We start from the raw sequence: 19,980 nt of genomic DNA on the forward strand, positions 1-19,980 counted from the left end.
GGTCGGCGCCTATGGGCTGTTCGTCTGGGTTTATGCCCCCATACTGACCAGCCCCAGAGCGGATGGCCGTCCGGGCTGATCATCCGGGCTTATTCTCGGGGCCTGGCCGCAGGATAGTGGATCAGGTTGTGAAAGATCGCAGGGGCTATTCCCAGATTGCGATAACCATGGGGGCGGTCGGCGGCAAAGCGCACCGCCTCCCCTTGCACCAATGAACGCCACTCCCCTTCCACCAGCACCTCCATCAGACCACTGATGACGATGACATGCTCGGTTACACCGGGCTCATGGGGTTCGGATTCGCGCTGATACCCGGGTAGCAGCGTCAACTCAAACAATTCAAAACCAAATCGCTTCTCATAAGGAAATAAGGGAGCGACCTGCATGCCCTCTCCCGCAGGCTGCTGGCGAATGGCGTCGGCTGTTCGATAGAGCACCTCTCCCTGCGCTGCCGGGGCAGGCTCGATGAAGCTGGAGAAGGAGGCCCGAAAACCGGTGGCAATCTTCCACAGGGTCGCCACGGTGGGACTGGACTCTCCCCGCTCAATCTGCCCCAGCATGGCCTTGCTTACCCCTGTCTCACGTGCCGCCACATCCAGGCTCCAGCCCAGTTCGCTGCGCAACCCCTTCAGACGTTGGGCCAGATGCTGATTCATCTCTTGCATGACTGCCTCTTTGTTGCGCTTGCATGAATCGCCTTGTGCGCTATAGCGCACAGCGATATAGTCAGAGCACACATTGTACGTAATAACGCACAGCCCGTCACAGCTCCACAAGGACGTCACTATGCCCTTCGCCCTTCCCCACCTGGTGGCAGGTTTCATCGCCGTGATGGTCGGCTACACCAGCTCCGTCATCCTGATCATTCAGGCTGCTACGGCGGCGGGTGCCGATGCCGCCCAGCTTGCCTCCTGGCTATGGACGCTGGGTATCGGCATGGGAATAAGCTGCATCGGCCTCTCCTTTTATTACCGCATACCCGTACTGACCGCCTGGTCGACCCCGGGTGCCGCCCTGCTGATCACCAGCCTTGGCAACTTCACCCTGGCCGAGGCCATAGGCGCCTTCGTTATCTCTTCCCTGCTGATCACACTGTGCGGCATCAGCGGCTGGTTCGATCGCCTGATGCGGCACATCCCGGCTCCGCTGGCCGCCGCCATGCTGGCCGGAGTCTTGCTCAGATTCGGGCTGGATCTCTTCAAGGTCGCGCCACAAGATCCCTTGCTGCTTGGCACCCTGCTGCTGGCCTTCCTGCTGGGCCGTCATCTCTGGCCTCGCTACACCATGGTGCTGGTGCTGGCGATGGGAATAACCCTCTGTGCCCTGCGGGGGGATCTGCAACTCGACACGCTTCACTGGCAGCTCGCCAGCCCGGTCTGGACCTGGCCAAGCTTCTCCTTTAATGCCCTGTTCGGCATAGCCCTGCCACTGTTCATCGTCACCATGACCTCCCAGAACATGCCCGGCATTACCATATTGCGAGCTCACGGTTACCAACCGGCTACCTCATCCCTGATCACCTGGACCGGCCTGACCGGCCTGTTGCTGGCCCCCTTCGGTGGCTACGCCTTCAACCTGGCCGCCATTACGGCCGCCATCTGCATGGGCAAGGACGTGGATCCCGATGCCAGCCGTCGCTGGCCCGCCGCCGTCTGGGCTGGCGGCTTCTATCTGCTGACCGGTTGCTTCGGGGCAAGCGTGGCCGCCCTGTTCACCGCCTTTCCTGCGACGCTGATCACCTGCGTGGCCGGGTTGGCCCTGCTCGGCACCATAGGCAGCAGCCTGCACACGGCATTGCAACAAGACGAGGCGCGCGAAGCCGCCCTGCTCACCTTCATCATCACGGCCTCCGGGATCAGCCTGCTGGGTGTCGGCGCCGCCTGCTGGGGGCTGCTCGTCGGTGTCATCCTGCATCAAGTCAACCAGCGGAGAAACTGACCTGACCATCTGGGGAGCCTCCCGTGAGACACAGCACATAATTCAGAAAAATTGGTTCACAGCTGAAACTAATTGCCATTAAGTGGTGCCGAGGCACTTCTTCTTCCCCGATGTGTGCCTCTGTCAGACTCATAAACTGGAGAATAATAATGAGGAATCAGGCTGTCATTTTGTTACTGGCACTGCTGGGCGCCACCACCGCCCATGCTGCCGACTCGGATCGGGAGCTGGCACGCCAGCTCGCGCTGCAGCAGAAAAACCTGCTGCCACTGCTGAGCAATCAGGAGTACCAGAGCCCGCTGCCCAACCTGCTGCAGAAAGCCAGTCCAAGGCTGAAACGGCAGGCGAGCGATGCCAACCAGGCCGCCATCAGCCGGCAAGGGCTGGACGGCGAGGTCAAGCAGTTGATGCAACTGCGACTGGCCAACCCGGAGCAGGCCGCCGCACTGCAACAAGGGGTCGAACCCCTGGTTGCCTATGTACCGAGCGGAGATGAGAAGAGCTGGAGTGCGATCGAAGCTTTCGACAGCGCCGGCAACCCCGTCTATCTGGATGTGGACAAGGCGCCGGCGCGACCGGTCCTGGTGGTGGAAGCAGACCCCGTCAAGGCCAAGAACGCCGGTCTGAAGGTGATGCGCAAGGCGCTGGCCGCAGCCGATCTGCAGGCTGCCCCGCGCACCGCCGCCAGCACGGCACCGCTCAAGACCAGCATCCTGAAGAAAATTCGGTTGAAGGATGATCAGGAGCCCTGGCTGCTGGGTGCGGCCGAAGTGTATGCGGTGGTCGCCGGGGTCAATCCCAGCAGGGATGAGCCCGTGGTCGACATAGTCGACATGCCCTACCTCGACTATGACAACACCGACTACACCCCCAACCAGATCCTGGTGTACTGGGATCGCTACCGCTGGGGTGCCGTCGACATCGTCATGATGGAGCAGGACGACAACGTCAACTACAAGGAGCTGAGCGGCCTGTTCATCGATGCCCTCAAGCTCGCCTTTACCGCTGGCGGCGTGCCGGAGGCCCTGCCCTTCCTGGATCTCGGCGGCCGTATCGTCAAGGCGCTGCCCGACTCCTGGATGACCAACAACGACGACTATCTGGATACCTTCTACACCCTGGAGCAGGACCAGAGCTATCACCAGTATCCGGGTGCCGCCGGCAATGCAGTGATCGATCTCGAACCGAAAGAGATAGCCCCAACCCGGCCTTGATAATCCCCTATGACAAAAAAGCCAATGAGCGACTCATTGGCTTTTTTTGTGCCTGCGGCAACCTGTGTCAGGCTGGGTCCTTCGGTCTGACCCCCAGGGTATGGCAGATGGCGTAGGTCAGCTCGGAGCGGTTCAGGGTATAGAAGTGGAAATCTTTCACCCCCTCCTGGCTCAGCACACGCACCTGATCGATGGCAATGCTGGCGCCCACCAGGTTGCGGGTCATCTGATCGTTGTCCAGCCCCTCGAAGCGCTGATGCATCCAGCGCGGGATCTTCACGTTGGTAAAACCGGCGAACTTGGCCAGGGTCTGGTAGTTGGAGACAGGCAGTATCCCAGGCACGATTTCGGCATCTATGCCGATGGCGGCACAGCGATCCCGAAAGCGCAGATAGGTCTCCACATCGAAGAAGAACTGGGTGATGGCACGGTTGGCGCCGGCATCAATCTTGCGCTTCAGGTTGAGCAGGTCGGACTGCGCACTCCTGGCCTCGGGATGGCCCTCGGGATAGGCAGCCACCGAAATATCGAAGTCAGCTTCAGACTTGAGCAGGGCCACCAGATCGGTGGCATACATGTCCGGCTTGTCGAGTCCGGGCGGCAGGTCGCCGCGCAGGGCCACGATATGGCGGATGCCGCTGTTCCAGTAATCGCGGGCTATGGTGCGCAGCTCATCGCGGCTGGCATCGATACAGGTCAGGTGCGGCGCCGCGATCAGGCCGGTACGCTCCTTGATGTCCTTGATCACCTTGTGGGTGCGATCCCGGGTGCCGGAGTTGGCGCCATAAGTCACGGAGACGAACTTGGGTTCCAGCACTTTCAGCCGTTCGATGGACTGCCAGAGGGTGTTTTCCATCCCTTCACTGTTGGGTGGAAAAAACTCGAAACTAACCCCTATGTCACCGCTTAAATCGGCCAAACTCTGGTTGAGCGCCTCAACCTGACGTGCACTGTGAAATCCCATCTGCTCTCTCCCTGTCCCGCAACCCATTCCTCTACGTCAAAACGGATGTTTGGACGTCTAAACGTCTTTATATCTTTATGAGAAAACGGATCAAAGTCAACACTGATTTATGGATCGAGGCGAGAGGCTGGTGTTTATTTCGCAATTAACCTGAAGTAACGATTGGCACCCCATCCCAAAATCCGCGGAGTCGCGTTATGATGAACCCGGATCGTCCTGGACGTTCTGAATCTGCGTGTGATTGTTTGGCCGGAGGCTTCTCCGGCCCCTTTTTCAACCTATTCCCCTCCCTGCCGATAACCAATTGAGCCATTCGCAGGAGCCTCATCATGGATACCCACCCCGGCTTTGCCACCGACTTGCTGTTCGATCGCTATCAGGGCAACGTGGTAGATCATGAGCAATTCTGGGCCGTGCGCACCCCTGATGCCCCCGACTACTATTTTGGCAACTATCTGCTGCTCCCCACCCCGCCCAGCGATCGTGACAAGGGCTGGCTCGAGGCCAGCTTCGACAAGCTGATCGGGCAGGATCCCAGAGTACAACACCGCACCTTTCAGTGGCCGCTGGCCGCAGGCCAAAACAGCCGGGTCGCCGGTTTCGTGGCGGCAGGCTATCAATACATGGAGTGCGTGGTGCTGGCGCTGGATGCCCCCAGCTGGCATCAAGCAACGGTTGGCGATCTGGCGACGGATGCCCGTCCCTTCGAGTCCGCCGACTGGGATGAGTGGCTGACGTTTGAGCTCAATGAACGCGACCCTGGCCACTCGGTGGAGAGCTATCTGCCCTATCTGCAGTCGCGCCGCCACCTGTACGAGGCCATGATCGCGGACGGACTCGGGCAGTGGTGGGGGATCTGGCGGGAAGATCAGCTGGTCGCCAGCTGCGGCCTCTTCTTCACCGACACCATGGGCCGCTTTCAGCTGGTGCGCACCCATCAGGACTGGCGCAACCGGGGGCTGTGCCGCCAGCTGCTGAGCCAGGTCGCCCGTCAGGGGCTGGATCGCGTCAGCCAGCTCATCATAGTGGCCGACGAGCACTACCACGCCCAACGGGTCTATCGCTCGCTTGGATTTGCTCCGGTAGCGCGCATCGGCAGCCTCTGCCGCTGGCCCCACGAGGCACAATAGCCCGGCTGCGGGCAGCAATGAAAACGGGAGGCTGATGCCTCCCGTTGTTTATGGTGTTACCGGTTATTGCTGCGGCGTCTCCAGCTCGTTGGAGAGCGCCTGTTCCACCTCGGCCGACGGTACCGGCAATGGGGCCGCAGCGGCAGACGCTGGCGCGGTGGGTGTCACCGATGGCACGGGCGCGGCAGGAGCTGCTGTCACAGCCGGCGTCGCCGCGGATGGTGCGGCAACGGTGCCAGCCTCTGTGGTAGCGGGGGCTGCTGATACAGGGGGCGCAGATACATCGCATTGACAATCCTGTCCCTTGGCCTTGTTGCCCTGATGAGCGGGATACCAGCCTTTCAGCCCCTGCTCCAGCCGGTCGGCCGCCGCCTTGGGCTCCATCTTGCCGAGCAGCACAGCCTGACTCACCTCGGCCAGTTCGTCGCCCAGTTTTGGCTTGCCACGGGAGAGGATCTGGGTCGCCACCCGTATGGTGGAGTCACACTGATCGCGCCACTCCATCATCTCCTTCGCCGCCGGATTGGTGACATCGAAGAAGTGGTTGGAGAGGGAGAAGAACCCCGGCAGCGAGTTGGTATAGAGCTCGGCAAACTGGGGGGTGGTCAGCCACTGCAGGAAGGCCATGGCAGCCTCCTTGTTCTTGCTGGCCGGGTTCAGCCCCATGCCGATGTCGGTATGATCGGTAAAGAAGCAACCATCCCCCTGTTTCGCCACGGGCGGACGCATGACACCAAAGTCGACCTTGCCGGTGAAGGGGGCGATTTCCCAGGAGCCCGCCACATAGAAGGCGGCCTTGCCGGAGGTGAACAACTCATTGGTGGCGGCATAGTCCCGGCTCTCCCCTCCCTCACCCAGGTAGGGGCGCCAGCGGGCCAGCTCCTCGAACACCTTCACGTATTGCGGGTTGTCGAGTCGCTCCTGACCCCCGATCAGCGCCAGACGGCCGTCTTCCCCCTTCCAGTAGTTGGGACCTATGTTCTGGAAGCCGAGTTCGGACGATACCCAGCTTTCGGAGCCGCTCATGGCCAGCGGCACATAACGACCATCCGCCTTCACCTTGTCGAGCACGGCGAAGAAGGCATCGCGGGTTTGTGGCACTGTCAGGCCCAACTCACTGAATATCTTCTTGTTATAGAAAAAGCCGTGAATGACCGAGGCCATGGGCACGCAGAAAGTCTGGGCACCGGAGTCGGTTTGCCAGGGCGACTGGGCAAAACTAGGGAAGTTTTCCATCCCCGACATCTCGGTCAGCTCCGCCAGATGACCGGCCTTGAACAGAGCCAAGGAGTCGTCAAACGGACGGCAGGTGATGAGATCCCCCGCCTTGCCATCCTTCAGGCTGGCCCACAGGGTCGGCATGTAGTCGACGTTCTGCACGCCGTTGAACTTCACCTGGATACCCGGGTGGGCCGCCTCGAAGGCGGGAATGATCTTCTGTTCCCACAGGGCCTTGTCATCGATCCGCCAGCTCTCTATCACCAGCTCGCTGGCCATCAGCTGGCCACACAACAGGAGACTCAGGGCCCCAATCCACTTTTTAGACATAAGCCCTCCTAGACCTTGAAATGTGCGATCAATTGCTGCTGCTTGGCGACCAGATCCGCCAGCACTTCACTGCTGCTGGCCGACTCTCTCGCCTCCCGCTCAGTCTCGTAGGCCACGTCGGCAATGCCGGCGATATGGCGGGCGACACCCTGACTGACTGAGATCTGCTCCTGGGCGGCATGGGCAACCTGATCCGCCATCGACTTGATGGAGGTCATCCGCTCGGCGATGGACTGCAATGCCAGATCCATCTCGCGGGTCTGCTCGACGCAGCTGTGGGTCTGCTCCTGACTGCGACCCATCACTTCCACCACCTGCTTGCTCGAGTTTTGCAGGTTCTCGATCATCGCCTGGATCTCTTCGGTCGAGGTCTGGGTGCGGTTGGCGAGCGCTCGCACCTCGTCGGCCACCACGGCGAAGCCACGACCGGCATCGCCGGCCCGGGCCGCTTCGATGGCGGCGTTCAGGGCCAGCAAATTGGTCTGCTCGGCGATGCTGCGGATCACGTCCAGAATGCTGCCGATATTGTTGCTGAACTCGCCCAGCTTGTAGGTGATGCCGACGGCCTCTTCCATGGCGCCAGCCAGCTGCTCAGTGATGCGACGCGTGGTGGCCACCTTCTGGCGACCGCTGCGGGCCTCGTCATCGGCCAGATCCACTTCCCGCTTGGTGCCATCGGTGGAGCGGGCCACCTCGGTGGCACTGACCTCCAGCTCAGTGATGGCGGCGGCGACCTGATCGGTCTGGCTCTTCTGATCCTGCACCCGGGACATGGCGCGCTCGCTGATCTCGGCGGCGCGGCTCGCCTCATCCACCAGATGGCGGGAGCCCGCGTTGATCTGGGAGAGCAGTTCCCCCGTCTTGCCGGCCAGGGTATCGATGGAGCGGGAGAGGGTGCCGAACTCGCAGCTGCTGCGGTAGTTGATGCGGCGGGTCATGTCCCCGGCCGCCATGTAGTTCAGCTCCTTGTTGATCATCTGCAGCGGACGCTGAATGCTGCGCGCTGTTGTGTAGCCAATGATGAGCGCCGCCGCGGCCGAGATGGCGGCGACGATCAGGATCCAGAAGCTGGCACTGCTGACCGCATCATCCGCCGTGGTCCGGCTCTGACTGGCGATAGTCCCGGCCGACTGGCCCATCTCGTCGAGCAGGCTCAGGCTGTTGACCAGGCTGGCGTCGAGCTGCTGATTCAAGGTTTGCAGCGATGACGCCAGTTGCTGGGCATTGCGCATGGTGGCAAGCAAGCCCTGCTGGCCGAGCGCCAGCTCCTGCATGCGGTCCAGGTTGGAGACGAAACGCTGCTTCACATCGTCGGGGACCAGCACCCTATCGAGACGCTTGCGGGCCATCTCGATATCCTTGCTGAGCACCTTTTCCAGCTCATTGAGATCTGTCTTGGCATCGGCCCGGCGAATGTTTTTCAGATCCCGCGCTATACCCGAGGTGATGAGCTCGGCCTTGTTGCGCATGGAGCGCTTGCTGGCGGTCTGCTGCAGCAGCAGATCGGCCGCCCATTGGTAGGTGTCTTCCAGCCGGATGAAGGCGATCTCCAGCTTGTGGCGTTGATCGAGGGCGTTGACCCATTGGCTGTGCTGGGAGAGCACCTGCTCCGCCAGTCCATAAAACTGTTTGGTGGCGCCATCCACCTGCTGGAAGCGACCATTGGCCTCCGCCACGCCGGTGAACTTGTCCATCTCCTGGCTCAGCTGGCTGAATCGGGCCTGCTGCTCCTTGAACTGGCTGGCGAGTTGCGGCAGCTGGCTCGCTTCCTCACTGGTCCGGTAGACCAGCACCCAGCGGTTGCTGTCTTGCAGAGCGCCTTTCAGGCCCGCCACCGCAATCACCAGCGGCGTCGCCCGGTCTGAGACCTGCGACAGGCCGTCGTTGATACCCCTGATCTTCAGGGTGCTGATCACCCCAAGCAGGATCAACAGCAGCAGCATCAACACAAATCCGGCGATGATCCGCTGCACAATAGATAAACCCATGGAGACATCCTCACTCATTGGGGGAAGGTAACGTGAACATAGACACTATCGGCACAAGCGGCGAATTATAGAGGGGAGGGCGATGTTATTTTATTGATCTATATGGGGTTGGATCACAATTGGCGGGATCCGGCACAGGCATAAAAGGGCCCGGACAGTGCCGGGCCAAAGAGACGTGCTTAGCTGTACAGGCCGTGAGGAGGCCAACCTTGTGTCCTATCAGAAGCGATAGCCGACACCGAACATGAAGGCCATGGGATCGATGGAGGTCTTGATTCCATCACCACCATTTACATGAACTTCGGTATCAATATCCATGATCCAGGCGGAAGCGTTGACGAACCAGCGATCATTGATCGCCATGTCCAGGCCGACTTGGCCGGCAACCCCCCAAGAATCATCCAGTGTGATGTCATCATTGGCTAATGGGCCACGACCTTTTTCATCAAAGAAGTTTGTATAGTTGACCCCTACACCAACATACGGGCGAACCTTGCTCTTGGCATCACCGAAGTAGTACTGCGCCATCAGGGTCGGCGGCAGATGCTTGACCTTGGCAACTTCAGTACCAGCCAGACTCACTGAATGTGAAAAAGGAGTGGCTGCCAGCAGCTCGATACCCCAGTTGTCAGTAATCAAGTAGGAAAGGGTCAGGCCCAGCTGCATATTTGAGTCAATTTCAAATTCAGAACCAGAGCCCAGCACATCGTCACTGCTCGTTTGAGGGGAGACAAATGCCAGGCCACCGCGGACCAGAATATCGCCGGCCTGGTGGGCCATGGCGATGGGAGAGGCAAGTGCGGCTGCGATCATCAGCGGAAGGATCTTTTTCATCACATTTTTCCTTTTAGTTTTCGTTCTATGTTGCAAGCCTGAAAACTATAAAGGGATGTGAATGCGGAGTTATTGATTTAGCTCAAACGTTACCAATAAATAGATAGATGTGTACAGCAGCTTTCTACCCTGCCTGCAAACCGCAAAAACAAAGAAAAATCACCTGCATAACAATGAATTGGATAATATAGAACTGATATGAAACCCACTAAGAGACAATTGAAATATATCTTATTGCGGATTTAAACGGCGAGAAATGGTTGTTTCATCCTGGCAACAAGCGTATTTTTGCGGCCAATGTAGCGCAGCTGTAAGCGAAAGTTTATGAAAGAACAAACAAGACGGGAAAAGATCATCGCCATTCTGGCGGCCATATGGGGCATAGGATCCTTCCTGTTTATTTTATTGGGATTCATTCTCGGCATGGCGCTATTAATGCTGACCCGTTAAACCAGCTGGCCGACATGGGATGTCTGGCACGACAGCCACTCTCCCGCCACTATCTGCTCCGGGCTCAGCGCCCATTGCTCCCGGGCCAGCTCCCCACTGTAGCCCCGCCAGCGATCCCGCCCCTCCTGCTTGGCCCTGTACAACGCCATATCTGCCAGTTTGAAGCTGAGATTCCAGAACGAATCTTCCAGTTCCCGGTGCAGGGGATAGCTGCAATATCCCAGCGATGCAGTCATCTTGAGCGGCACCTCCTCGCGCCCGAATCTGTACTCGGCAATCTTGCGGCGCAAACGCTCGACCCGACTCGCGACCTGTGCCGCCTCCTCGCACGTGAGCAGCAGCAGGAACTCCTCCCCACCCAGCCGGATCAGCGGCTCCTCCTCACCGAGGGCGGCGCGCAGCAGTTCGGCGAGCTGGCACAGCACCAGATCGCCGATATCATGCCCGAAACGATCGTTGACCTGCTTGAAGTGATCCAGATCCAGGATCACCAGCATCCTGGCGGCGGTGACGTTATCCCGGCTCAGCAGCCACTCGTCGAGGTAGCGCCGGTTGAAGGCATGGGTCAGCGGATCCGTATAGGCGGCAGTCTCCATCTTGGAAGAGTGTGCCTGCAGGGCACTGTGGTGCAGACTGATCTTGGCCGCCATCTCCCGGAACTTGCGGCTGAGCAGGGCCATCTCCTGGCTGCTGTCGATGATCGGCAGCACGCTCACGTCCTGTTTCTCGCCAAATTTCTGCAGCGCCTTCACCAGCTCGCTGACCGGCCCCAGTACGATTGCCCGCAACCGCGCCAGCGCCATCAAGATGCAGGCCAGGCTGATCAGCAGCATGCCGACGAAGGTCCAGATAGCCCCCTCCATCGCCCCCTGCAACACATCACGATCGTCTTCCACTATCAGGGTCAGCACGGGGTCGCCATTGCTGTCGAGCAGCAGCCCCTCCCCTCTGACCCGCTGCAGCCCCAGGTCCACCAGGCGATAGCTCATCTGTGGCTTGAGTGGCTTGAAGGAGAGGAAGTTATCGGAAGGCTTCGGCTGGGAGAGGGTCAAAGAGAGGGCGGTACGCTCGGCCAGATCATGCAGATAGCGAGCATCCAGCCAGCGAGTCACCAGCAGATAGCCATTGGGTGTGGCGTTTCCCAGGGTGTTGGTCACCGGCTGAAGCGAGTAGATGAGCGGTCCCCACTGGGATCCTCTCACCCCGCTCAGGCTGCGCATCCCCTCCTGACGGGATTCACGCAACAACTGCAGCTTGAGGTCATCCAGGAAGAAGGGAAGCAGGGTCGTGTCCGTGCCTGGCGTCTCGGGCAGCAGGGTGCGGGTCCAGATCTCGGCCCCCTGCAAATCCATATAGCTCAATACGTTGAGTTCGAAATCCCGCATCGGGGTATCGACCAGCAGATTGGAACGAATATAGGCCTGATTGGGATGGGCCAGAAAGCGATAGCTCTCATCCCAGATGCCCCAATCCCGGGTGAAGGCATTGATGGCGTTGATGTCACCCTGTACCGCCTTGATCACCCGCTGCAGGTGATCCTTCATCCGCCGCTCCTCGACTCTCTGCGCCGCCGGCACCTGGGCCAGGGCGATCACTATGAGCAGCATCAGGATGGCTCCGGCCCAGACGGGAAACATGGAGTAGGCCAGCAAATGATCGATGGAGCGGGAAGGTTGAGCCATGAACGCCAATATCCTTTGGACGGCAAACAAGGGAGCGAAAACTGTCTTGCACCAAGTATGGAGTATCCGCCTCCTGGGGCGGCAACTGAATCACTTCCATAAAAAACAAGGGGCCCGGGGCCCCTTGTCTCATTGCTGCCGCGACTATCTTACCAACAGCGGGGCCAAGAAGCGCGCCGTATGAGAATCCTCACAGCGGCTGATCTGCTCCGGCGTGCCTGTCACCAGGATACGGCCGCCACCGGCACCGCCCTCGGGCCCCAGATCGACGATCCAGTCGGCGGTTTTGATGACGTCCAGGTTGTGCTCGATGATGACTATGGTGTTGCCCCGATCCCGCAACTGGTGCAGCACCTTGAGCAGTTGCTGTATATCGTGGAAGTGCAGGCCAGTGGTCGGCTCATCCAGGATATAGAGGGTCTGGCCCGTGTCACGCTTGGAGAGCTCCCGCGCCAGCTTGACCCGCTGCGCCTCGCCGCCGGAGAGCGTAGTCGCCGACTGGCCGAGCCGGATGTAGGAGAGGCCCACATCCATCAGAGTTTGCAGCTTGCGCGCCACCGCCGGCACAGGGTCGAAGAAGGCTCTGGCATCTTCCACCGTCATGTCGAGGATCTCGTGGATGTTCTTGCCCTTGTACTTCACCTCCAGGGTCTCGCGGTTGTAGCGCTTGCCCTTGCAGACGTCGCACGGCACATAGACATCCGGCAGGAAGTGCATCTCCACCTTGATGACCCCATCCCCCTGACAGGCCTCGCAGCGCCCCCCCTTGACGTTGAAGGAGAAACGACCCGGCTGGTAGCCCCGGGAACGCGCCTCCTGGGTGCCGGAGAGCAGCTCGCGGATCGGGGTGAACAGGCCGGTATAGGTGGCCGGGTTGGATCGCGGGGTACGGCCGATAGGGCTCTGGTCTATGTCCACCACCTTGTCCAGGTGCTCCAGCCCCTCGACGCTGCGATAGGGGGCCGGGGTAGACTCGGTCGCCTTGTTCAGCTCCCGGTGGGCGATACGGAACAGGGTGTCATTGATCAGGGTCGACTTGCCGGAGCCGGAGACGCCGGTGACGCAGGTCATCACCCCTATGGGCAAATCCAGGTTGACGCTGCGCAGGTTGTTGCCGCTCGCCCCCTTCAGTTTCAACCACTTGTCTGTGAGCGGAGTACGCACTTCAGGAATGGCGATCTGCTTGCGGCCGGAGAGGTAGTCGCCGGTCAGGGAGGCGGGATTGTCGATGATCTGCTGGGGCGTCCCCTGGGCCACTATGTTGCCACCGTGCACCCCGGCGCCCGGGCCTATGTCGAGCACGTGGTCGGCGAGGCGGATGGCATCCTCATCGTGCTCCACCACTATCACAGTATTGCCGAGGTCGCGCAGGTGGGTGAGTGTCTTGAGCAGCCGCTCGTTGTCGCGCTGATGCAGGCCTATGCTGGGCTCATCCAGCACATACATGACCCCCACCAGGCCGGCACCTATCTGGCTCGCCAGCCGGATGCGCTGCGCTTCGCCGCCGGACAGTGTCTCGGCGCTGCGGGACAGGCTCAGGTAGTTGAGGCCCACGTTCACCAAAAAGCCGAGCCGCTCGACGATCTCTTTCAAGATCTTCTCGGCGATCTGGGCGCGCTGGCCGGTCAGGCTCAGCCCCTCGAAGAAGGCGAGTGCATCACCGATGGATTGCTCGGCGATGGCGGGCAGGTTGCGGTTATCCACGAACACGTGGCGCGCCTCTTCCCGCAGCCGGCTGCCACCGCAGCTGGTGCAGGACTTGTTGGCTATGTACTTGGAGAGCTCTTCGCGCACCGAGTTGGACTCTGTCTCCCGGTAGCGCCGCTCCATGTTGTGCAGGATCCCCTCGAACGGATGCTTGCGCACCACCACATCGCCGCGATCGTTCATGTAGCGGAACTCGACCTCGGTACGCCCCGAGCCGCGCAGTATCACCTCCTGGGTCTTGAGCGGCAGATCCTCCCAGGCCGCCTCCAGATCGAACTGATAGTGATCGGAGAGGGACTTGAGCATCTGGAAGTAGTAGAAGCTGCGCTTGTCCCAACCACGGATGGCACCGTTGGCCAGGCTGATGGCCGGATCGCCTATCACCTTGGCCGGATCGAAATACTGCTGCACCCCGAGGCCGTCACAGGTGGGGCAGGCACCGGCCGGGTTGTTGAACGAGAAGATGCGCGGTTCCAGCTCCGACATGGAGTAGCCGCACTCGGGGCAGGCGAAGTTGGCGGAGAAGGTCATGGGGGCAACCCCCTCCTCCCCATCCATGGGCACCACCAATACGATGCCGCCGGAGAGGGTCAGCGCCGTCTCGAACGATTCGGCCAGACGCAGCGCCAGATCATCGCGCACCTTGAAGCGGTCCACCACCACTTCGATGGTGTGTTTCTTGTGCAGCTCCAGGGTGGGGGGATCGGAGAGATCGCACACCTCGCCATCGATACGGGCACGGATATAACCCTGCGCCGCCAGGTTTTCCAGCAGCTTGCTGTGCTCCCCCTTGCGATCCCGCACCACAGGGGCCAGCAGCATCAGCTTGCTGCCCTCGGGCTGGGCCAGCACCAGATCCACCATCTGACTGATGGTCTGGGCGGCGAGCGGAATGGCGTGGGTCGGACAGCGGGGTTCACCTACCCGCGCAAACAGCAGGCGCAGATAGTCATAGATTTCGGTAATGGTGCCGACGGTCGAGCGCGGGTTGTGGGAGGTGGACTTCTGCTCGATGGAGATGGCAGGGGAGAGCCCCTCGATATGATCCACATCCGGCTTCTCCATCAGGGAGAGGAACTGGCGGGCATAGGCGGAGAGCGACTCCACATAGCGGCGCTGCCCCTCCGCATAGAGGGTATCGAACGCCAGGGAAGACTTGCCGGAGCCGGAGAGACCTGTGACCACGATCAGCTTGTCGCGGGGCAGGATCAGATTGATGTTCTTGAGATTGTGGGTGCGGGCACCCCGAATCACGATTTTTTCCATCTTTTGCACGCTCGATACACAAACCAGAGCGAATCAGTATGGCATAGAGACTACTGGATGAATAGACAGGTTTTATCCATCATCCCCATCGATTTCAGAGATACTCCTTGGCCCAGCTCACCGCCTGCAACCGGTTCTTTACGTTCAACTTCTTGAACACGTTGTAGAGGTGTGACTTGATGGTGTGCTCGCTCACGAACAGGCTATCGGCAATCTCGGTATTGGAGGCCCCCGTCATCAGATAACGGATGATCTCCTGTTCACGCACGGTCAGCAGCGTCTGGTTGCGCAGGTGATGCTCCCTTCCCTTGCGGTAGTAGTTGACCAGATCACACAGCAGGTGGCGCGGGATCCAGTACTCCCCCTGCAGCACCTTGCGAATGCCGAGCACCAGCCGATCCAGCGGATCCTGGCGGAAGAAGAGTCCGCTGGTGTGGGGCCACATCAGCAGCAACTCCCGATCCGTGCTGGTCGGGGCGTTTAGCAACACTGTGTTGGCCTCACCGAAGCGGCTGGAGATCTCCCGCGGCCAACCCGACTGCTGGCTCGACTTGAGATAATCCAGATCGACCAGAAACAAGGGATGCGGCTCGAGTTCGTCCTGCTGCGGCAGGGTTTCCAGCATGCTCACCAGCAGTATGGGGAGCGCAAGTTGCTCGGTCAGATAGCTCTGAAAACTGACCGCCTGCACATTATTTTCGGTAACCAGTACGATGGGATATGGGGTGGTCATGAAGAGCACGTCCTTGAACATTCAGGCCATGGTTTTTTTTGGCAGCAGAGAGTACCAAGCCCCTCGATCGGCGCAGCATTAAAAAAGTATTAGACACAAGTGTGCCTCCTTTGAAACTCACCAATTTCCCAAGCAATACAAATGACTAGCCATACCCCCCCATTTGGGTGGAATGCTGGCGCCACGCCTGACAAAGGGTGTCACATCGCGGCAAACCCGCATTCCTGCGGCGATCTCGCCATGGGCACAGACACCCTGCCGTTCCTGCTCGCTTGCTGGTCGAGGTCTGCCTCGTGTAAGTTAATCTTTCGGTCCAGGTCCTGGGTGAAGGCTGAACGGGCAGGAAGATGTGCGCTCGTTCGCGCCAACTGTTACTATTGCGGGCAAAATCTGAAAGCGGGGCGTTGGCCAGCAGGCCGACTGAACCGGGTGCAGTCATCACTTGAGTGACGGTATCGTCCAGCGATGCTGCCTATCTGACAGAAAACAAACGATATGTTGAATTGGTCCGGGCATATGGCCTGGCCGGTATATAAAGGGTGGAAGAGAGATTATGGCCAGTCGAGGCATCAATAAAGTCATTCTGATCGGTAACCTGGGACAAGACCCGGAAGTGCGCTACATGCCGAGTGGCGGTGCCGTGACCAACATCACCCTGGCCACCTCTGAAACCTGGCGCGACAAGCAGACCGGCGAGCAGAAAGAGCGTACCGAGTGGCACCGCGTGGTGTTCATGGGCAAGCTGGCCGAAGTGGCTGGCGAGTACCTGAAGAAGGGCTCCCAGGTCTATGTCGAAGGGAAACTGCAGACCCGCAAGTGGCAGGATCAGAGCGGCCAGGAGCGCTACACCACCGAAGTGCTGGTAGACAGCTTCAGCGGCGTGATGCAGATGCTGGGTGGCCGTCCGCAAGGTGGCGCAGGTCAGAGCATGGGCGGTCAGCCCCAAGGCAACTGGGGTCAGCCACAACAAGCCGCCCAGCAGCCAATGAACCAGGCTCGTCCTGCCGCCGCGCCGCAGCAGAACATGCAGCCGCCGCAAGGTGGATACGGCCGTCCGGCACAGCAGCCCCAGTCTGCACCGCCGGTATACAACGAGCCGCCGATGGATTTCGACGACGACATCCCGTTCTGATCGGCAACGCATTGCCAGAAGGCCCTGTTCATTCAGGGCCTTTTTTTGCCTGTTATTGACGCAGGCTCGCCATGCAGTACTGTTCCTGTGCGGACTTGCCGGGTATTTTCCCCGCATGAGATGCCTTGGGCTTATGATCAGGGCGACCAGTTTGCCAGAGAGAACACATGGGGTTTTTGTATCGCATTCTACTGCTCGCTGTTTGCCTGACCGCCACCCTGGCGGCGCCCTTGCTCGCGGCAGCCGAGCCGCTGCGGGTGGGCGTCAGCTTCGCCATCCCCCCTTATGTGATAGAGGAAGAGGGCCGCGGGATCGAGCTCGATCTGCTGAGAGAGGCCTTTCGCAACAGCGGCTATGAGCCCAGTTTTGAATATTTGCCGCTGGAACGTACCTTCCGGATGCTGGAGTCCGGCAAGCTGGATGCCATCATCAACGTCAAACCCGGCATGCTGGGCGATGTTTTCCTGTCACAGCCGGTGATCGCCTTCCACAACCGGGTATTCACCCTCAGCAAGACCCATATCAGCACCCTGGATGACATGAAAACGCTGCGAGTCAGCGCCTTCCAGCGCGCACGTCAGGTGCTGGGAGGCGCTTTCGCCAGCATGGCCGATCAGAATCCCCGTTATGAGGAGGTCGCCAAGCAGCAGGGGCAGGTTCACAGATTGATGCTGGGACGGGTGGATGCCGTGGTTCTGGAACAGCGGGTGTTTTACTACTATCTGGCGCAACTGGCCGACAGCAAGTATGGCGCCGAGCTCTACGCACCCGGCCGGGTCAGACAATATGACCTGTTTGCCCCGACCCAGTATCACTTTGCCTTTCGCCAGGCGGTACAACAGCGCTGGTTTGATCGCCAGTTGAATGCCATGCGGGCCGATGGCCGGTATCAGAAGATCTTCGAGACCTATGGCGCCACGCCTTGAGCCAGAAACATAAAAGCCAGCCTGTGACAGGCTGGCTTGATACTGGCTCCGGAGGAACTACAGCGTGGAGGAGCGTTACTTGATCGCGCTGCCGTTTTTCAGATCTGCTTTCTGACGTTTGGCTTCGCGCTTCTCTTTCAGTGACAACTGCGGCTTTTTCTTGGCATCTTTGCCGTTGTGATGTTCTTTGTTACTCATCATCAAACTCCAAAAATGTTACCCAGACAGTTGGAACCCAGGTTCCAGCATGCCATCCGAATCGTAGACTTCAGTACGCTTTCAGTGACGACCTGTTGATCGCACTCACTTCAGCATACCCCCAATCTTGCGCAAGAATCCACCCTCATCAGTCAGGCTTCATTCTGGGCCGGGTTTCGGCGATCTCGAGGCACGACGGGCGATGGCATGAACGGCCAGAAAACCTGAATATTCCTTATAAAATCTGGCCCCTTCGACTTATTTAATTACCAACTGAAATAAATCACCAAAAGCAGAAGACAACTATTAATTAAATGAGAAGAGATAATTTAGATAAGCATTCTCACTCTCGCCAGAAACAAAACGTTACAACCTGCCGCAGCCGTTTTATTTTCAAGCTGATATTATCCAACCCTATTTGCGAAAATATTATATCGAGAATAAGGATATCCCATGACCAGAAAAACCAGAGCGGCCTTGGTCTCGGTTTGCTCCAATATCACACTGATTATCATGAAGATATTTGCCGGGATCCTGAGTGGTTCCGTCAGTATTATTTCCGAAGCCATCCACTCGGCAATGGACCTGGTTGCAGCCCTCATCGCCCTGTTTGCGGTACGTCGGTCGGATATTCCACCCGATCAACGCCACCCCTATGGCCATGACAAGATCGAAAACGTCTCCGGCGTCATAGAGGCCCTGCTGATCCTGCTGGCCGCGGGCTGGATCATCTTCGAAGCCATCGGCAAGTTGATCACACCAACGCCGATCGAAAGCGTGGGCTTTGGCGTGCTGGTCATGCTGATCTCGGCACTGGTCAACAGCGGTGTCTCCACCTATCTCTACCGGGTAGCGAAAGAAGAGGAATCTGTCGCTCTGGCCGCCGATGCCCTGCACCTCAAGGCCGACGTACTGACCTCTCTCGGGGTCGCAGTCGGCCTGCTCGGTATCTGGATCGCCGACGGGCTGGGCTACAACCTCTATCTGCTCGACCCCATAGTGGCCATCTGCGTGGCGATCTTCATTCTCCGGGAAGCCATCACCATGCTTAATCAGGCCTTTCAGCCCCTGCTGGATCACAGCATGAACGAGGAGGAGCTGGCCATCACCACTCAGGTGATCGAGCAGTGCTGCCCCGAGCATGGGGGTTTTCACGCCCTGCGCAGCCGTCAGGCCGGACGCCGTCGTCACATAGATTTCCACCTGACCCTGCCCAAGGAGATGAGCATAGAGCACTCCCATGCCATCTGTGACCGGATAGAGCAGGGCATAATGCGCCACCTGCCCCATGCCATAGTGCTGATCCATGTCGAACCGAGCGGCCACGGTTGAGAGACGTGCGGTGTAAACCGGAAAATGCGAGAAATCTGTAGTGAACTGGCAGATAAATAACGGAAAAAAGCGTGGAACCCGCACTTTTATGGCCATAGAGCACATTGCGTAAGAAATAGTCGGCGAAAATGTGTTAGGGTATCCCATCCCCCAGCCGCCAGGAGCGCGCCGTGAAAAAGTTGGAAATGAAAGACCTCACCGAGGCCGAAAAGGCCGAGATAACCCTGTTGCTCCAAAAAGCCCAGGCCAATGCTGACCATCAGCTGACCAACGCAGAACGTAACAGGATCCGTGAGGAAGGCCGGCTTAAAATCGTGGCAGATCGTGCAGAGGCGGCCAAGGTGGCCTCCAAACTGGCTCGGGAGAAGGCCAAAGAGCGGGCCAGAAATCAGGTCTTGCCAGAAACCTTCAGCTGGATCGACTCCGTCAGCAACAAGTTTCGCAGCAAGCGCTGAGTTAGCGCCGTGTTGATGAGCGCCCACCCACACCAGACCGGTGTGGGTGGGCGTTTGCCATTAAGGCCCTGCGGCAACCAAGGAAGAGCTCTTCTATACCGCTCTTGATCAGGAACGCCTCTACGCCAGCCAGAAAACAGTCCCAAAAAGCTCAGCGCCAATCATAGCAGGCGTCAGCATAGCAGGCGTCAGCGCTCAATCTCGCCAGTGAACGCCGTGGCTCATGTGACAATATGAAGTTGGTAGCAGGTCGATAACCAGAAATTAATATGGAGATAAAGTTTGCTTTAACGAAGAGAGCATGTTTTAATCTCTCTCGATGGTTCGGTAGTTCAGACCTGATTATGTTAGGCAGTCATTTTAGTAAAGCAGTGATTAGTATAAGAGTTATCTACGATAGTTCTTATTAAATAATTCTCCTTCTTTAGTGCTCCCCATACGTATTGCTGACGAAAAATCATAGATTGCCAAATTTTGGCACTT

At 58.9% G+C, this 19,980-nt stretch carries 18 protein-coding genes (1 of these 18 running past the window's edge); 9 read left to right on the forward strand and 9 right to left on the reverse strand.

From position 1 onward, the window contains the following. Positions 1-79, forward strand: partial view of an NnrS family protein gene (locus tag IU367_RS20035; RefSeq protein ID WP_274452906.1) — the 3' end only. It extends 1,118 nt beyond the left edge of the window; the window shows 79 of its 1,197 coding nt (coding positions 1,119-1,197); its start codon lies off the left edge, out of view; its stop codon occupies positions 77-79. A 10-nt stretch (positions 80-89) separates the two neighbouring features. Here the strand turns inward: IU367_RS20035 and IU367_RS20040 are convergent, their stop codons facing one another. Beyond that, positions 90-665, reverse strand: a complete 576-nt coding sequence (locus tag IU367_RS20040; protein ID WP_274452907.1) for a helix-turn-helix domain-containing protein — start codon at positions 663-665, stop codon at positions 90-92. A 121-nt stretch (positions 666-786) separates the two neighbouring features. On the opposite strand from IU367_RS20040, the gene IU367_RS20045 reads away from it, so the two are divergent. Continuing rightward, on the forward strand, positions 787-1,938 hold the full coding sequence (locus IU367_RS20045; RefSeq protein ID WP_274452909.1) for a benzoate/H(+) symporter BenE family transporter: 1,152 nt from the start codon (positions 787-789) through the stop codon (positions 1,936-1,938). A 149-nt stretch (positions 1,939-2,087) separates the two neighbouring features. Continuing rightward, entirely contained in the window at positions 2,088-3,152 is a 1,065-nt protein-coding gene (locus IU367_RS20050) for a DUF3103 family protein (RefSeq protein WP_065402590.1), read from the forward strand. Positions 3,153-3,219: 67 nt separating this feature from the next. On the opposite strand, the gene metF is transcribed toward IU367_RS20050, so the two are convergent. Next, positions 3,220-4,116, reverse strand: a complete 897-nt coding sequence (gene metF, locus IU367_RS20055; RefSeq protein ID WP_021140731.1) for a methylenetetrahydrofolate reductase — start codon at positions 4,114-4,116, stop codon at positions 3,220-3,222. Between the two features lie 329 nt (positions 4,117-4,445). On the opposite strand from metF, the gene IU367_RS20060 reads away from it, so the two are divergent. After that, on the forward strand, positions 4,446-5,246 hold the full coding sequence (locus tag IU367_RS20060) for a GNAT family N-acetyltransferase (protein WP_274452911.1): 801 nt from the start codon (positions 4,446-4,448) through the stop codon (positions 5,244-5,246). A gap of 63 nt (positions 5,247-5,309) precedes the next feature. Here the strand turns inward: IU367_RS20060 and IU367_RS20065 are convergent, their stop codons facing one another. The 3 genes from IU367_RS20065 to IU367_RS20075 form a co-directional block, all read right to left on the reverse strand. Next, positions 5,310-6,794, reverse strand: coding sequence for an ABC transporter substrate-binding protein (locus IU367_RS20065; RefSeq protein ID WP_274452912.1), 1,485 nt, complete (start codon positions 6,792-6,794; stop codon positions 5,310-5,312). A gap of 8 nt (positions 6,795-6,802) precedes the next feature. Next, positions 6,803-8,782 (reverse strand): methyl-accepting chemotaxis protein, encoded by a 1,980-nt coding sequence (locus IU367_RS20070; protein WP_043141408.1) that lies wholly within the window; start codon positions 8,780-8,782, stop codon positions 6,803-6,805. Between the two features lie 219 nt (positions 8,783-9,001). Continuing rightward, positions 9,002-9,616, reverse strand: coding sequence for an OmpW family outer membrane protein (locus IU367_RS20075; RefSeq protein ID WP_274452913.1), 615 nt, complete (start codon positions 9,614-9,616; stop codon positions 9,002-9,004). Between the two features lie 324 nt (positions 9,617-9,940). On the opposite strand from IU367_RS20075, the gene IU367_RS20080 reads away from it, so the two are divergent. Then, the gene (locus tag IU367_RS20080; protein ID WP_264303493.1) at positions 9,941-10,066 is read left to right on the forward strand and encodes a hypothetical protein; all 126 of its coding nucleotides are present in this window, start codon (positions 9,941-9,943) and stop codon (positions 10,064-10,066) included. Here IU367_RS20080 and IU367_RS20085 read toward each other — a convergent pair. The 3 genes from IU367_RS20085 to IU367_RS20095 all read right to left on the reverse strand — a co-directional run bounded on the left by IU367_RS20085 (position 10,063) and on the right by IU367_RS20095 (position 15,475). Continuing rightward, on the reverse strand, positions 10,063-11,748 hold the full coding sequence (locus IU367_RS20085; RefSeq protein ID WP_274452914.1) for a sensor domain-containing diguanylate cyclase: 1,686 nt from the start codon (positions 11,746-11,748) through the stop codon (positions 10,063-10,065). The two genes, IU367_RS20080 and IU367_RS20085, sit on opposite strands and share 4 nt — an antisense overlap. A 144-nt stretch (positions 11,749-11,892) precedes the next feature. After that, positions 11,893-14,721 carry an excinuclease ABC subunit UvrA gene (gene uvrA / locus IU367_RS20090; protein WP_274452915.1) on the reverse strand — a complete coding sequence of 943 codons (2,829 nt, stop codon included), beginning with the start codon at positions 14,719-14,721 and terminating at the stop codon, positions 11,893-11,895. A 94-nt stretch (positions 14,722-14,815) separates the two neighbouring features. Further along, positions 14,816-15,475, reverse strand: a complete 660-nt coding sequence (locus IU367_RS20095) for a LuxR C-terminal-related transcriptional regulator (protein WP_274452916.1) — start codon at positions 15,473-15,475, stop codon at positions 14,816-14,818. A 532-nt stretch (positions 15,476-16,007) separates the two neighbouring features. Between IU367_RS20095 and IU367_RS20100 the strand changes: the two genes are divergently transcribed. Beyond that, the gene (locus tag IU367_RS20100; RefSeq protein ID WP_043556077.1) at positions 16,008-16,586 is read left to right on the forward strand and encodes a single-stranded DNA-binding protein; all 579 of its coding nucleotides are present in this window, start codon (positions 16,008-16,010) and stop codon (positions 16,584-16,586) included. A 167-nt stretch (positions 16,587-16,753) separates the two neighbouring features. Then, complete coding sequence (locus tag IU367_RS20105; RefSeq protein WP_043556075.1) at positions 16,754-17,512, forward strand: substrate-binding periplasmic protein; 759 nt, start codon at positions 16,754-16,756, stop codon at positions 17,510-17,512. 75 nt (positions 17,513-17,587) lie between these two features. On the opposite strand, the gene IU367_RS20110 is transcribed toward IU367_RS20105, so the two are convergent. Next, a complete protein-coding gene (locus tag IU367_RS20110) occupies positions 17,588-17,710 on the reverse strand; it encodes a hypothetical protein (protein ID WP_098981751.1) in 123 nt (40 codons plus the stop codon). Positions 17,711-18,163: 453 nt separating this feature from the next. Between IU367_RS20110 and IU367_RS20115 the strand changes: the two genes are divergently transcribed. Together IU367_RS20115 and IU367_RS20120 are read left to right on the forward strand one after the other, a co-directional pair. Further along, entirely contained in the window at positions 18,164-19,042 is an 879-nt protein-coding gene (locus IU367_RS20115; protein WP_043556073.1) for a cation diffusion facilitator family transporter, read from the forward strand. Between the two features lie 170 nt (positions 19,043-19,212). Next, the gene (locus tag IU367_RS20120; RefSeq protein ID WP_011899186.1) at positions 19,213-19,497 is read left to right on the forward strand and encodes a YjbD family protein; all 285 of its coding nucleotides are present in this window, start codon (positions 19,213-19,215) and stop codon (positions 19,495-19,497) included. Positions 19,498-19,980: the final 483 nt, after the last annotated feature.

The organism is Aeromonas bestiarum, assembly GCF_028751155.1.
In the GTDB taxonomy this organism is placed as follows: Bacteria; Pseudomonadota; Gammaproteobacteria; order Enterobacterales; family Aeromonadaceae; genus Aeromonas; species Aeromonas bestiarum.